The sequence below is a fragment of the Streptosporangium heterodermiicola genome (assembly GCF_051390675.1).
In the GTDB taxonomy this organism is placed as follows: Bacteria; Actinomycetota; Actinomycetes; order Streptosporangiales; family Streptosporangiaceae; genus Streptosporangium.
Genome location: NZ_JBPJSR010000001.1, coordinates 556,663 through 571,335 on the forward strand (window position 1 = coordinate 556,663; position 14,673 = coordinate 571,335).

Consider the following 14,673-nt stretch of genomic DNA (forward strand, 5'->3'; position numbering starts at 1 on the left):
GCTCGTCCGTACGGTCACAGCCTGGGCATCCATTCCACGTAGAAGATCCCCAGCCCGGCCGCGGCGCACAGGGCGGCGATCAGCCAGAAGCGGACCACGATCGTCGTCTCGGCCCAGCCCTTCAGCTCGAAGTGGTGCTGGAGCGGGGCCATCCTGAACACCCGTTTACCGGTCATCTTGAAGAACCCGACCTGGATGATCACCGACATGGTGATGAGCACGCACATCCCGGCGAGGATGATCAGCAGGATCTGGGTCCTGGTGGTGATGGCCAGCCCGGCGAGCACGCCGCCCAGGGCGAGCGAGCCGGTGTCGCCCATGAAGATCTTCGCGGGCGGGGCGTTCCACCACAGGAACCCGACCAGCGCGCCGAGCACCGCGGCGGCGACCACGGCCAGGTCCAGCGGGTCGCGGACCCAGTAGCAGTTGGGCCCGAGCTGGGTGGTGCAGCTGTTGCGCAGCTGCCAGTTGCCGATCAGCACGTACGAGGCCAGCACCACGCCGGTGGCGCCGCTGGCCAGGCCGTCGAGGCCGTCGGTGAGGTTCACCGCGTTGGAGAACCCGACGATCATGATCAGCACCCAGATGGTGAACCCGATGAGGCCGATGGAGGGCCCGAAGTCCCTCAGGAACGACAGGCGCGTCTCGGCCGGGGTGATCAGGTAGGCGTTGGGGAAGCGGGTCACCAGGACCGCGAAGACCGCGCCGACGACGAGCTGGCCCAGCGCCTTGGCGCCGCTGCGCAGGCCCAGGCTGCGCTGCTTGTAGATCTTGATGAAGTCGTCGAGGAAGCCGACCGCGCCCAGTCCCGTCATCAGGAACAGCACGAGGACGGCGGAGACCGTGGGAGGCGTGAAGCTGTACAGGTGGGCGCAGGCGAAGCCGACCAGCGCGGCGATCACGATCACGGTTCCGCCCATGGTGGGGGTGCCGCGCTTGTCGTGGTGGCCGGAGGGTCCCTCCTCCCGGATGCTCTGCCCGTAGCCGCGCCGGGAGAACAGGCGGATCGCCAGCGGCGTGCCCAGCATGGACAGCAGCAGGCTGACCGCGGCCGCGACGAGGATCTCCCTCATCGGCGGTCACCCCCGAGCAGCGCCGCGGCCACGCGTTCGAGGCCCGCCGCGCGCGGTCCCTTGACCAGCACGACGTCGCCGGGCGCCAGCATCGCCGCCAGCTCCGCGCCCGCCTGGGCCGCGTCGGCGGCGTGCGAGACCCGGGTGGCGGCCGGAGCCGCGCCGCCAGTCCCGGAGCCCTCGCCGAACGCCGCGACGGGCGAGGGGCGGCCGTCCGGGCCTCCGCCGCCCGGCGGCTCTCCCGCTCCGTACGCCCCGGTGTGCGCGCCGGAGGCCGCCGGTGCGCGGCCCGCGGCCTGTACGGCGGCCCTGGCCCCGGCCAGGACCGGGTCCGCGTCGGGGCCGACGACGAACAGGCCCGCGAGGCCCGCGCCCCCGGCCAGGCGCCCCAGGCCCTCGTTGAGCGCGGCGCTCTCGTCGCCCAGCTCGCGCAGCGCGGCGACGACCGCGAAGCGGCGGCGGTCGCCCGCGAGCGCGTCCAGGGCGCCGAAGGCGGCCCGCATGGAGTCGGGGTTGGCGTTGTAGGCGTCGTTGATCACGGTCACGCCGTCCGCGCGGTCGGTGACCTCCATCCGCCAGCGGCTGCGGGGCTCGGCCTCCGACAGCTCCTCGGCGATGGTGGCGACCGGCAGGCCGAGCTCGTAGGCGGCCGCGGCGGCGGCGAGCGCGTTCTCCACCGCGTGCTCGCCGTACAGGCGCAGGCCGACCGAGGCGGCGCCCGAGGGGGTGCGCAGCGTGAAGGAGGCGCGCCCCCGCTCGTCGACGGTGACGTTCTCGGCCCGCACGGTCGCGCCCTCGGCCCGGCCGTACCAGGTGACGCGGGCGCCGGTGCGCGCGGCCATCGCGGCCACCAGCGGGTCGTCGGCGTTGAGCACGGCCACGCCCTCGGCGGGCAGCGCCTCGACCAGCTCGCCCTTGGCCCTGGCGATCTCGTCCTTGCCGCCGAAGACGCCCAGGTGGGCGGTGCCGACGTTGAGGACCACGCCGATCCTCGGCGGGGCGACGCGGGTCAGGTGGGTGATGTGCCCCGCCCTCCTCGCGCCGAGTTCCAGCACCAGGTAGCGGGTGTCCTCGCCGGACCTCAGCACGGTCAGCGGGTGGCCGATCTCGTTGTTGAACGAGCCGGACGTGGCGACCGTCGGGCCGATCCTGGCGGTGAGCCTGGCCAGCAGGTCCTTGGTGGTGGTCTTGCCCGCGGAGCCGGTGAGGCCGATGACCGTGGTCGCCGGCAGGGCCGCGCAGACCGCGGTGGCCAGGACCGTCATGGCGGCCACGGTGTCGCCCACGATGACGGCGGGGGCGTCGACCGGCCGGGAGGCGAGCACGGCGACCGCCCCGGCCGCGACGGCCTGGGCGGCGAAGTCGTGCCCGTCGACCCGTTCGCCCTTGATCGCGACGAACAGCGACCCCGGTTCGACGGCGCGGGAGTCGGTGACGACCGGGCCGCGCACCACCGCGCGTGGGTCGGCCATGCCCGCGAGGGCGCCCGAGGTGATCTCGGCGATCCTGGCCAGCGGCAACGGGATCATGATGCGTCTTCCCTACTCTCCATACGTGCTTCGGCGCCCGGTGCGGTCCCTGCGCCTGACGATCGCGTCGGCCACGACCTGCCTGTCGTCGAAAGGAAGCACCTGGTCGCCGACGTACTGGCCCTGCTCGTGGCCCTTGCCGGCCACGACGACGACGTCACCAAGACCCGCCCGGCCGATGGCCAGGTCGATGGCCGCGGCGCGGTCCGGCTCAATGATCACATGTGCGCGCCCGTCCTGGGACACGCCGAGAACTCCGTCCATCATCTCCGCGAGGATCCGCAGGGGGTCCTCAGAGCGGGGGTTGTCGCTGGTGAGAATAGCCACATCTGCCAGCCTTGCGGCGGCTTCTCCCATCATTGGGCGTTTACCACGGTCACGGTCACCTCCGCAGCCGAGCACGATGACGAGCCTGCCCTCGGTGACCTCGCGCAGCGAGCGCAGGACCGACTCGACCGCGCCGGGCTTGTGCGAGTAGTCGACGATGGCCTGGAACTCCTCGCCGCCGGGGACCCGCTCCATCCGGCCGGGAACCCCCGCCAGCGTACCGACGCCCGCCACCGCGGCCCGCAGCGGCACACCCGCCTCCACCAGCGCGACGATCGCGCCCAGCGCGTTGGCCACGTTGAAGGGACCGGGCAGCGCGACCGACGCGGCCTCCTCGACGCCTCCGGGGCCCACGACCGTGAAGGCGCTGCCCTCGGGGCCCAGGCGCACGTCCACGGCCCGCCAGTCGGCCTCGACGGCGCCCTCGGCGGAGAAGGTGGTCATCGGGATCTTCGCGATGCCCCGGAGCTCCCGCCCGTGGGCGTCGTCGATGTTGACGACCCCCACGCGGCTCATCTCGGGGGTGAACAGCCGGGCCTTCGTCGCGAAGTAGTCGTCGAGGTCGCGGTGGAAGTCGAGGTGGTCCTGGGACAGGTTGGTGAACAGCGCGACGTCGTAGAACACCCCGTCGACCCGGCCGAGCGCCAGCGCGTGGCTGGAGACCTCCATCGCGGCGGCGGTGACGCCCCGCTCGCGCATCAGGGCGAACAGGCCCTGCAGCTCGCTCGCCTCCGGCGTGGTGAGCCTCGGCGTGAGGCGCAGCTCACCGACGTGGATCTCCACGCCCCCGACGAGCCCGGGAGTGTGCCCCGCGGCCCGCAGCCCGGCCTCCAGCATGAAGGAGACGGTGGACTTGCCGCTGGTGCCGGTGACCCCGACGACCATCACGTCCGCCACCGGGTTGCCGTACACCCAGGCGGAGACCTGCCCGAGCAGGGCGCGCGGATCGGGCACGACGAGGACCGGCAGGCCGGTCGCGACCGCGGCCCGCCTGCCCGCCTCGTCGGTCAGGATCGCGCTGGCACCCGCGGCGAGGGCCTGGGCGGAGAAGTCGGCCCCGTGGGCCGTGGCCCCCGGCAGCGCGACGTAGAGATCTCCCCGGCACACCTGGCGCGAGTCGATGGTGATCCCGGACACCGCGGCCAGCGGGGCTCGCGACGTGCCCGAGGGCGCGCCGATGAGGCTCGCCAGCCCCGAGAGCGGACGGGGCGAACTGGTTGAGGGTCGCATTGACGACGGGGGATGCACGGCGAGAGCGTACCTTCACTCGTCACTCTCCGGCGCGTATCCGCACCGGGGACGGCCTGGTTCCGGTCGGCGGGATCTTCCCGCTCTTCAACGCGAACGTCATCACCTGCTTGAAGACCGGCGCGGCGATCTCCCCGCCGTAGTGGCCCTCCTGGGGGTCCTGGAGCACCGCCAGGACGACGAGCCGGGGCTTGTCCGCGGGGGCGAAACCGACGAACGTCGCGGTGTATCCGCAGTAGCCCTGACATCTGGTGTCGTAGCGCATCGCGGTACCCGTCTTGCCCGCCACCCGGTAGCCGTCGATCGCGGCGAGGTTGCCGGTGCCCTCCTCGCTCACCGCGGCCTCCAGCATGGTGGCGACCTCCCGCGCCGTACGCTCGCCGACCACCCGGGTCTGCTTACCCGGCGGCGACGGGGTGAACGCGCCGTTATCCCCGGTGGTGCCCGCCACGACCTGCGGGGTGACGCGCACCCCGCCGTTGGCGATGGTCTGGTAGACGCTGGCCGTCTGCAGCGCCGTCACCGAGACCCCCTGGCCGTACGCGATCGTGCAGCGCTGGCTGCCCGACCAGCTCTTCCAGTCGGGCAGGAGCCCGGCCTCCTCCCCCGGCAGCCCGGTGCCCGGCTTCGCGCCGAACCCGAAGCGCTGGAGCATCGAGTGGAGCCTCTCGTCGCCGATCTTCTGGGTGGCGAGGATCGTGCCCACGTTGCTGGAGGTCGCCACGATGCCGGAGAAGGTCAGGCGCTCGGTGGGGTGCGGATGGGAGTCCTTCAGCACCCGGTCGGCGCACCTGATCTCGTCGGCGACCGTGAACAGGCTGTCCGGCCGCACGGCCCCCGACTCCAGGGCCGCCGCGGCGGTGATGACCTTGTTGGTGCTGCCCGGCTCGAACACGTCCGTGACCGACCGGTTGACCCGGTCGGTGTCGGGGGCGTTCATCCAGTTCCTCAGGTCGAGCTCGGGCGCGTTGGCCATCGCGAGCACCCGGCCGGTCCGGGTGTCCATCACGATGGCGCTGCCCGTGCGCGCCCCGGTCGCCTTGACCTGCTCGCTGATCGCCTTCTGCGCGGCCCACTGGACGTCGCGGTCGATGGTGAGCCGCACGTCCCTGCCCTCGACGGGCGCCCGGACGGTGCTGCGGGTCATCGGGATGCGCTGCCCCCTGGCCCCCGTCTCGATGATCTGCTCGCCGTCGCGGCCCGCGAGCAGCTTGTCGTAGGTGCTCTCCAGACCGGCCAGCCCGGTGCCGTCGGTGCCGACGAACCCCAGCAGGGTGCCCGCCAGGTCACCGCCCGGGTAGTCGCGCCGGTAGCGGTGCTTGCTGCCGACCCCCTTGAGGTCGTACGCCATGATCCGCTGGGCGAGCGCCGGGTCGACGGCCGCCGCGAGCTGCTGGTAGTGGCTGGTGCTCTGGGCCAGCTTGGCGGCGATCGGCTCCTTGGGCGTGCCCAGCTCCTTGGCCAGGATCGTCGCCACCCGGTCGCGCTGCGCGGCGGAGACCTCCGACGGGTCCACGAAGACCTCGCGGGCCTCCAGGGTGAGCGCGAGCTCGTGGCCGTTGACGTCGGTGATCGACCCGCGCCTCGCGGGCAGCTTCTCGCCCTGCACGCGCTGCTTGGCCGCCTCCGCCGTGTAGACCTTCGAGTCGAGGCCCTGGAGCTGGATGAGCCGCCCCGCGAAGATGGACAGCACGAAGGTCATCGCCATCAGGCCGATGCCGATGCGCCTGCGGGGGTTGCCCAGGCGCAGCACCGCGGACGGGCGCGCCGGAGGCCGCGGCGGCCTGCCGCCACCACTACCGACACCACCGACACCACCGCCACCGCCGCGCGTCACCGTGCGGGTGTGCTCGTGGTCCCCCGGCCGCTCGCCCCCGCGCCTCGGCACGGACCGCACCCAGCCCAGCGGGTCCGGCGGGCCCTCGGAGCGCGAGGACCGCACCGGCCCGCGCGGCCCCTCGGGCCCCGGGGACCTGCGCGGCGTCTCGGGACCCGCCGGGCCGCCCGGCCTGCCCGTCCGGGGGGCGGAGGTCCTGCCCGGGGAGCCGGGGGCACCGGTGGAACCGCCCCTGGCGTCCGGCCGTCCCGCCCGGCCCGGCCCGTCGGACGCGGGCGGCCGCGCGCCGGAACCGGACCTGCCGGCGGGACCCGGCCTGCCCGGGGAGCCGGACCTGCCGGACGGGCCCGCCGGGGAACCCTGCCTGCCCGGCCTAGCCGACTTGTCGTATTTATCGTGTTTGTCAGATCTGTCTCTGTCGGACCTGTCTCTGTCGGATCTGCCGGAGCCCTCCGAGGCCGGTGGCCTGCCGGACGAGCCCGCCCTGCCCGAGCCGCCCTGGGCGGACGGCCTGCCCGCGGAGCCGGGCCTGCCGGCCCCCTGCCCCCTGCCGGGACCGTCGGCCGGGGACGGCCGTCCCCTGGAGGCGGCCGGTCTGCCCGGCCCGTCGCCCCCCTGCCCCCTGGCGGAGCCCGCCCTGCCGGAACCGGCGGACGGCCTGGCCGGGGAGCCCGGCCCGTCGGGAGCACCCGCACGGCCGGAACCGGACCTGCCGGGCCCGTCGGGCTCCCGGGCCCCGCCGGAGGAACCCGCCCGGCCGGAACCGCCGGAACCGGGTTTCCCCGAGCCCGGGGACCTGCGCGGGGAGCCGGGCACGCCGGAAGCACCGGAGGGCCCGGCGTCGCCGGAACCCGGCCTGCCCGGCTTGCCGGGAACGTCCGGGGAACCGCCGGGCCTGGCCGTACGGCCGGGACCGCCGGGAGAGCGGCGGCCCGAACCTCCGGCCGGCCCTCCGGCGGAACCGCCCCGGCCCTGTCCGGGACCCTGGCCGCCGGTCTGGCCGCCGGGCTCCCTCACCGGCCCGTGCCCGGCACTCGCTCCTGCCCCGCGGGCGTCCGGACGTCACCGGCGACCCCGACGGCGGGCTTGTCGGGGTCGATGACGCGCAGGGTGTCCCAGTCGGACCCCAGCCCCTGGAGCTCGTTGTTCCTCGCCACCGCCTCGGGCATCTCCTGCTTCATGATGGCGCTCTTCTTGCTCTCCTTCTGGACGCGCAGGTCGCTGATCTCCTTGCGCAGCCCGTTGGCCCTGAAGGAGTCCTGGGCGAGCACGGCGTTCAGCAGCAGCAGGCTGACCAGGCCGCCGCAGAGCAGGCCGACCACGAGCAGCAGGAAGGGAGCCCTCGGCGGCCGGGCGCGGCGGGGCGCCGCGGGCCCTGGGGCCGCGGCCGTGACCTTCGCGGCCGGAGCGACGGCGGGCGCGGGCCCGGCGGGCCTGGCCGGCCTGGTCCCGTATCCCTGCGGCACCGCGCGGGGGACGCGCACCGGGCGCGCGCCGCGGCTGGGCGCGGCGCGGCGGACGTCTGTCTCACTCCTCGTCAACTGCCTCACGGATCCTCTCTGCCGCCCGACACCGGGCGGAGGCCGCCCGCGGGTTGCGGGCCACCTCCTCTTCGCTCGGAAGCTCGGCCCCCCTCGTCAGGAGCGCGAACCGCGGCTGGTGAGCCGGCAGCGGGACCGGCAGGCCGGGAGGGCCGGTTTCCCTGGTCCGCGCGGTGATGACCTGCTTCGTCAGCCGGTCCTCAAGGGAGTGGTACGCGAGCACGACGACGCGCCCGCCCAGCGTCAATGCGTCGAGCGCGGCCGGGAGCGCGCGTTCCAGCGCCGTCAACTCCGCGTTCACCTCGATCCGCAACGCCTGGAAAGTCCTTTTGGCGGGGTTTCCCCCGGTCCTGCGAGTAGCGGCCGGGATCGCCGTCCTGACGATCTCCGCAAGCCGCTTGGTAGACGTTATGGCCTCTCTGGCCCTTTCCTTGATGATTAAGTGCGCGACACGCGGGGCGAATCGTTCTTCTCCGTAATCCCGCAGGATCCGGATCAGCGCGGCGGCCGGGTAGGTGTTGACCACGACCTCGGCCGTCAGCTCCTCGTCGCGGTCCATCCGCATGTCCAGCGGCGCGTCGTAGGAGTAGGCGAAACCCCGCTCGGCCTCGTCCAGCTGCGGGGAGGAGACGCCCAGGTCGAACAGCGCGGCGTCGACGCGGGGGTGCCCCGCCTCGGCCAGCACCTCGGGAAGCTCGTCGGAGACCGCGCGGACCAGCGTGGTCCGGCCGGCGTACGGGGCGAGCCTGGCGGTGGAGCGCTCGATGGCGGTGGGGTCGCGGTCGATCCCGATCAGGTGGAGCGCGGGGTGCGCGGCGAGCAGCGCCTCGGCGTGGCCGCCGAGGCCGAGGTTGGCGTCGACGAGGACGGGAGCGGGGCGGGCCAGCGCCGGAGCGAGCAACTCCAGCACCCGGTCGAGCATGACGGGGACGTGACCCCCAGGCGCCTGGAGATCATGGTTGTGGTTCTCGGCGCGCATGAAGCGCAACCCCCCTCTTTCCCGCCTCGTCCCGTGGACGCGCGGCGGACGCTCACCGGTGTCTTGAAACTGGCCCCCACCCCCGGGGCCGTCCGGCCAGGTCCCCATCCGCACCCGCGTGCCCGCCCGTCACCTGACACCGGGGAAGGTGCATCAGCTGACGGGCATGTGGTTGCGGGTGGAGACCTCGCCGAACGACGTTTTACCGATGAGTCGACCGTGGAGTCACAGAATCCCTGGCAGCACCTCCTCCGACAGATCGGCAAAAGCCTGCTCTTGGTCGGCCAGATAGGCGCTCCAGGCGTCCGCGGCCCAGATCTCCAGCCGGGTGTTGGCCCCGATGACGACGCAGTCGCGGCGCAGGCTGGCGTACTCGCGCAGAGCCTGTGGAACGGTGATCCGGCCCTGCTTGTCGGCGACCTCGTCCGAGGCGCTGGCGAAGAGGACACGGCTGTAGTCACGGACAGCCTTGGCGGTGACCGGCGCGGTGCGCAGAGCCTCGGTTATGCGCTGGAACTCCTCTACGGGAAAGACGTAGAGGCAGCGCTCCTGGCCTTTGGTGATCACCAGACCCTCCGCCAGCTCCTCGCGGTACTTCGCCGGCAGGAACAGCCGTCCCTTGTCATCGAGACGCGGGTGGTGGGTGCCGAGGAACACCGGCCTCACCTCCCGTGCCCAGCGGAGCGCCAGGCGTCGCAGCCCTGCCCTCCACTGCGCACCACCATACTCCACTTCTCTCCACCGTCAACTGATTCCACGCCTCTTCACGACGGGTTTCGCCGCCATTTCCCCAGTTCAAATGGGGTGGTGCGGAGTGGAGGGGGTAAGCGGCCCCTCGTACGCCCTGGGCGTGTCGGGTAAGGCCGCCGAATAGGCTAAAGATCATGAAATAAACCGGAGGGCGGTGAAGAATGATGGAAGGCGAATCCGTCGTCCCGTCACCGGATCGGCACGCCACCCGTACAGGACCGCGACAGCGGCCGCAGACACTAGGGCTGTTTACCCGGAATCAGCCCTGATGACCACATAAAGTCGCCGGGGGAACGTACGGCGCCGTAGTGTCGGTAAGCAGAATGAGTAACGGGATCGCAAAGATTCCGCAACGGCAACCCCCCGGCGCGCAACCGCCGCACCCTCATGGAGGCCTGGTGGCAGTAACCCATGACGTCTCACCACAGCTCGATGATCTTGTCGTCACCGCGCACCGGATCCGCCAGTCGATCGAATCGGTGATCGAGGGCAAGAGCGACGTCGTCCGCCTGACCTTGACCGTACTCCTCGCCGAGGGGCACCTCCTCATCGAGGACGTGCCAGGAGTCGGCAAGACCATGCTCGCCAAGGCTCTGGCGCGCTCCATCGACTGCCCGGTGCGCCGCGTGCAGTTCACCCCCGACCTGCTGCCGAGCGACATCACAGGAGTGAGCGCCTACAACCAGCAGACCAGGGAGTTCGAGTTCAAGCCAGGCCCGGTCTTCGCCAACATCGTGGTGGGTGACGAGATCAACCGGGCGTCGCCGAAGACCCAGTCGGCGTTGCTGGAGTGCATGGAGGAGCATCAGGTCACCGTCGACGGCGCCACCTACCGGCTCGACTCCCCGTTCATGGTGATCGCGACGCAGAACCCGATCGAGATGGAGGGCACCTACCCCCTTCCCGAGGCGCAGCGCGACCGGTTCACCGCCCGGATCGCGATGGGCTACCCCGCGCCCTCCGCGGAGCTGGAGATGCTCGACGTGCACGGCGCCGCCTCCCCGCTGGACAAGCTGGAGCCGGTGGCCACCACCGAGCAGGTGAAGGCGCTGATCGAGGCGGTGCGCGGCGTCTACGTCTCCCAGCCGATCAAGAAGTACGCGATCGACCTGGTGACCGCCACCCGCCAGTCCCCCGACCTGCGGCTGGGCGCCTCCCCCCGGTCGACCCTGCAGCTGGTCAGGGCCGCGCGGGCGCACGCCGCGCTCGCGGGCCGCGACTACGTCATCCCCGACGACCTGCAGGAGCTGAGCGGCCCCGTCCTGGCGCACCGGCTGCTGCCCAGCATCGAGGCCCAGGGGCAGCGCCGCGCGCCCGAGCAGGTGATCGCCGACCTGGTCCGCCGGGTGCCCGTGCCCGAGGCCCAGGCCCGGTGACCTCCGGCCTCAAGGCGCTCACCGCCCGCGGCCGGTCCTTCCTCGCGTCCGGCGTCGCGGCGCTGCTGTGCGCCTTCATCCTCGGCGAGCACGACCTGCTCAGGATCGGCGTGCTGATCGTCTCGCTGCCGCTGCTGGCGGCCATGGTGGTCGCCCGCACCCGATACCGGCTGAGCTGCGCCCGGCGCCTGGACCCGCCCAGGGCCGAGGTGGGCAGCGAGGCCACCGTGACCCTGCGGCTGGAGAACGTCACCCGGCTGCCGACCGGCCTGCTGATGATCGAGGACACCGTTCCCTACGCCCTCGGCGCCCGGCCCAGGTTCGTCCTGGACCGGGTGGAGGCGCAGGGGATCCGGGAGATCGACTACCGGGTCCGCTCCGACCTGCGCGGGCGGTTCGGCATCGGGCCGCTCTCCATCCGGATCAGCGACCCCTTCGGCCTGGTCGAGCTGACCAGGTCGTTCACCATCAGCGACACGCTGATGGTCACGCCCCAGGTGGTCGCCCTGCCCCACGTCCGCCTGGCCGGCGAGTGGACGGGCGGGGGCGACAGCCGTACGAGGAGCGTGGCGGCGGCCGGGGACGACGACGTCGCGCCGCGCGAGTACCGGCAGGGCGACGACCTGCGGCGGGTGCACTGGCGCTCGACCGCGAGGCACGGCGAGCTGATGGTGCGGCGCGAGGAACAGCAGTGGCAGAGCAGGGGCGCGCTGCTGCTGGACACCCGGCGCTACGCCCACCGGGGCGAGGGCCCGCGCTCGTCGTTCGAGGCGGCGGTCTCGGCCGCGGCCTCCATCGGCGTGCACCTCGCCCACGAGGGTCTCGGCCTGCGCCTGGTCACCGACCAGGGCGCCGAGCACCTCACCGACAGCGGGCTCAGCCTGTCGCTGCTGGACACCCTGGCCGTCGTACGGGCCAGCACGGCGCGTTCGCTGGAGTACGGCGTCGGCGCGCTGCGGCAGGGCGGCGGCGACGGCCTGATCGTGGCCGTGCTCGGCAAGATGGACCTCGACCAGGCGCAGGAGCTGTCCAGGGCCAGGCACGGCAACGTGACCGGCGTGGCCGTGATGCTGGACGTGGAGGCGTGGGAGCATCCCGAGCTGGGCGAGGACGAGGAGTTCCAGGCGGCGCGGTCGGTGTTCGTCGGGACGGGCTGGCGCGTCGTGCGGCTGCCCGCCGGCGCCTCCGTCGCGAGCGTGTGGCAGGACGTCGCGCAACGCGGACGGTTCGCGGCGAGCAGGGGTGGCTCATGAGACTTTCCATCGCGTCGGGCGTGGCCACCGGAGCGGTCGCGATCGCGCTCTACCCGCTCTTCCAGGGCGGCGACTGGTTCTGGTCGAGCCTGGGCGTCATCCTGGTCGTGGCCGGGATCGGCGTGCTGGCCGGCCACTACACGCTGCCCGGCTGGCTGGCGCCGCCCGCGCAGGTGCTGGCCGTGTGGGTCTATCTGACGGCGGCCTTCTCCGGGGACGAGGCGTGGGCGAGGGTGGTCCCCACCTGGGACTCGATCGCCAGGCTCGACAAGCTGCTGACGACGGGCTTCGCCGACATCCAGCGGTTCGCCGCCCCGGTGCCCGACAGCACCGGCATCGTCCTGCTCACCTGCGGGGGCGTCGGCCTGATCGCCGTCCTGGTGGACCTGCTGGCCGCGCGGCTGCGCAGGGCGGCCCTCACCGGGCTGCCGCTGCTGGCGCTGTTCACGGTCCCGGCGGCGGTGGTCGCCGAGCCGATCAGCTGGCCGGCGTTCATCATCGGGGCCCTGGGCTACCTGGGCGTCCTCGTCGCCGACGGGCGGGAGCGGGTCAGCCACTGGGGCCGCGCGGTGCTGGTGCGCCGCACGTCCTCCTTCACCGTCACCCGGCCCACGCCCTCCGACAGCGGGGCCCTGCGGCTCTCCGGCAGGCGCATCGGCTTCACCGCGATCGCGCTCGCCGTCCTGCTGCCCGCGCTGCTGCCCACCATGGAGCCCAACCCGCTGTTCAGCTTCGGCGTGGGCAACGGCAGGGGCGGCGGCAACTCGATCAGCATCCCGAACCCCATGGTCAACCTGCGCGGCCAGCTGTCGCTGCCGGAGAACTCCACCGTCCTGACCTACCGGGCCAGCGACAGCACGCCTCGCTACCTGAGGATGTACTCGCTCGACATCTTCGACGGCGAGCAGTGGACGATGTCGGAGCCCAGGGGCCGTCCCGAGGACCGGACCTCCGACGCGCCGATGCCCTCGCCCCCGGGCCAGGGCGCGAGCGTGCCCGTCACGCCCGCGAACATCACCGTCACGGTGAGCGACCAGGTCAGGAGGCTGAGCTTCCTCCCCCTGCCCTACCCGGTGTCCAAGGTCACGGTGGCGGGCGACTGGCGGCCCGACCGTGACACGCTCATGGTCTTCTCCACGCGGAACACCGCGGGGGGCCTGACGTACCAGGCCGTCACCGCCGAGCCCGAGCCCACGGCGGAACGGCTGAAGAGCGCGGCCCCGCCCGCGACGGCGATCAGGGAACGGTACCTGACGCTGCCGGAGAACCTGCCGGACGAGATCAGGCAGCTCGCCCTCGACGAGACCGAGCGGGGTTCCAGCGCGTACGAGCAGGCGATGCAGCTGCAGGAGTTCTTCACCGAGAGCGGCGGGTTCACCTACAGCCTGGCCACCCAGGGGCACAACGGCCCGGCGCTGACGGACTTCCTGATCCGCAACAGGACCGGCTACTGCGAGCAGTTCGCCGCCTCCATGGCGGTGCTGGCGCGCGTCCTGGGCATCCCCTCCCGGGTCGCCATCGGCTACACCGGGGGCAGCGTCACCTCCGACGGGTGGCAGGTGCGCACCCACGACTCGCACGCCTGGCCCGAGCTGTACTTCGAGGGCACCGGGTGGCTCCGCTTCGAGCCCACCCCGGCGGGCGGGGCGGGTCAGGGCAGCGCGACGATACCGTCGTACACCATCCCCGAGGTGGCGCCGGACACCCCCGACGAGCCGAGCGCGGCGCCGTCGTCGGACCCCACCGGCTCCGACTCGCCGACCGGGTCGGCGAACGACCGCCGCGACGAGATCCTCGACAGGGAGTTCGGCGGCGCGCTGACCCCGGTGGACGAGGGAATGCCGCTGGCCGCGAAGATCGGCATCGGGGTCGTGGTCGCGCTGCTGGTCGCGCTGGTCCCCGCGCTGGTCCGCTGGCAGCTGCGGGTCCGCCGCGGCAGGTCCTACACCCGGCGGGCCGGGGATCCGGATCCCGGCGGCACCGGCTCTCCCGCGACGGCCGGGGCGACCGGGGCGGCGGGGGCGGTCGTCAGGGAGGTCCGCGGGGAGCCGGCGGTGACGGTCGCGTGGGCCGAGCTCGACGACGCCCTGTGCGACTACGGGATGTCCCGGCAGGCGAGCGAGAGCCCGCGCGCGCTGGCCGGGCGGCTGGCGGAGCAGTACCGGTTCGAGCCGGAGGCCGCCGCCGCGCTGGCGAGGATCGCCTCGGCGGTGGAGCGGACGCTCTACGCCAGGACCCCGGGCGAGATCGGCACCCTCCGCGAGGACATGCGGAGCGTACGGCGGGCGCTGGCGGCCACCGTGACCCGCGGCAGGCGGATCAGGGCGGTGCTGCTGCCGCCCTCCACGCTCCTGCGGATGCGGGCGCTGGGCGGGCGGGTGCTGGACGGTTTCGACCGTCTGGAGAACATCCGGTTCCGCAGGCCGGCCAGGAAGGGCGCCTAGCGCCCCTCGGTGATCGGGACGCACGACCGCGTCCCGATCACCGAGGGGACGACGGCCGGGGGCGCGGGCCGGGATCCTCGGCCGCCTGGAGGTACGGAACAGTAACCTTCAGGATCGGGCGGCGGACCCGGGTAGATCGTTCAAGAGCCTGCCCCGGAGCCGTCGAGGCCCGGCACGACGGACCCCGGTTCTCAATGACGCGGGCTCCGGGAGCGCGGGTCTCGATCGTCGAAGACCGAGGAGCGACGGAGCCGGGACACCCGAGGGCGACCCCGTAGATGACATGGGCCGCTCCCGCACCGGGAGTGGCCCTCGT

At 73.0% G+C, this 14,673-nt stretch carries 10 protein-coding genes; 3 read left to right on the forward strand and 7 right to left on the reverse strand.

Going from position 1 to position 14,673, the window contains the following annotated elements:
- Nucleotides 1-14: 14 nt before the first annotated feature.
- The 7 genes from mraY to mraZ all read right to left on the reverse strand — a co-directional run bounded on the left by mraY (nt 15) and on the right by mraZ (nt 9,191).
- Nucleotides 15-1,073, reverse strand: a complete 1,059-nt coding sequence (gene mraY / locus ACSC1Q_RS02205) for a phospho-N-acetylmuramoyl-pentapeptide-transferase (protein ID WP_436756925.1) — start codon at nt 1,071-1,073, stop codon at nt 15-17.
- Nucleotides 1,070-2,602 carry a UDP-N-acetylmuramoyl-tripeptide--D-alanyl-D-alanine ligase gene (locus ACSC1Q_RS02210; protein ID WP_436756926.1) on the reverse strand — a complete coding sequence of 511 codons (1,533 nt, stop codon included), beginning with the start codon at nt 2,600-2,602 and terminating at the stop codon, nt 1,070-1,072. The genes mraY and ACSC1Q_RS02210 overlap by 4 nt, the downstream gene beginning before the upstream one ends.
- A 12-nt stretch (nt 2,603-2,614) precedes the next feature.
- Nucleotides 2,615-4,159: a UDP-N-acetylmuramoyl-L-alanyl-D-glutamate--2,6-diaminopimelate ligase gene (locus ACSC1Q_RS02215; protein WP_436756927.1), complete on the reverse strand. Its 1,545-nt coding sequence runs from the start codon at nt 4,157-4,159 to the stop codon at nt 2,615-2,617.
- A gap of 40 nt (nt 4,160-4,199) precedes the next feature.
- Nucleotides 4,200-5,930 carry a peptidoglycan D,D-transpeptidase FtsI family protein gene (locus ACSC1Q_RS43350; protein ID WP_495573942.1) on the reverse strand — a complete coding sequence of 577 codons (1,731 nt, stop codon included), beginning with the start codon at nt 5,928-5,930 and terminating at the stop codon, nt 4,200-4,202.
- A gap of 1,097 nt (nt 5,931-7,027) precedes the next feature.
- Entirely contained in the window at nt 7,028-7,564 is a 537-nt protein-coding gene (locus ACSC1Q_RS02225; protein ID WP_436756929.1) for a hypothetical protein, read from the reverse strand.
- The gene (rsmH, locus tag ACSC1Q_RS02230) at nt 7,542-8,534 is read right to left on the reverse strand and encodes a 16S rRNA (cytosine(1402)-N(4))-methyltransferase RsmH (protein ID WP_436756930.1); all 993 of its coding nucleotides are present in this window, start codon (nt 8,532-8,534) and stop codon (nt 7,542-7,544) included. The genes ACSC1Q_RS02225 and rsmH overlap by 23 nt, the downstream gene beginning before the upstream one ends.
- A gap of 225 nt (nt 8,535-8,759) precedes the next feature.
- Complete coding sequence (gene mraZ, locus ACSC1Q_RS02235) at nt 8,760-9,191, reverse strand: division/cell wall cluster transcriptional repressor MraZ (RefSeq protein ID WP_344747384.1); 432 nt, start codon at nt 9,189-9,191, stop codon at nt 8,760-8,762.
- Between the two features lie 491 nt (nt 9,192-9,682).
- Here mraZ and ACSC1Q_RS02240 point away from each other — a divergent pair, with 491 nt between their 5' ends.
- The 3 genes from ACSC1Q_RS02240 to ACSC1Q_RS02250 are packed head-to-tail and all read left to right on the forward strand — an operon-like array spanning nt 9,683 to nt 14,357.
- Nucleotides 9,683-10,660: an AAA family ATPase gene (locus tag ACSC1Q_RS02240; RefSeq protein ID WP_436756931.1), complete on the forward strand. Its 978-nt coding sequence runs from the start codon at nt 9,683-9,685 to the stop codon at nt 10,658-10,660.
- Nucleotides 10,657-11,913 (forward strand): DUF58 domain-containing protein, encoded by a 1,257-nt coding sequence (locus ACSC1Q_RS02245; RefSeq protein WP_436756932.1) that lies wholly within the window; start codon nt 10,657-10,659, stop codon nt 11,911-11,913. Before ACSC1Q_RS02240 ends, ACSC1Q_RS02245 begins: the two co-directional genes overlap by 4 nt.
- Nucleotides 11,910-14,357 carry a transglutaminase TgpA family protein gene (locus tag ACSC1Q_RS02250; protein ID WP_436756933.1) on the forward strand — a complete coding sequence of 816 codons (2,448 nt, stop codon included), beginning with the start codon at nt 11,910-11,912 and terminating at the stop codon, nt 14,355-14,357. Before ACSC1Q_RS02245 ends, ACSC1Q_RS02250 begins: the two co-directional genes overlap by 4 nt.
- Nucleotides 14,358-14,673 lie beyond the last annotated feature (316 nt).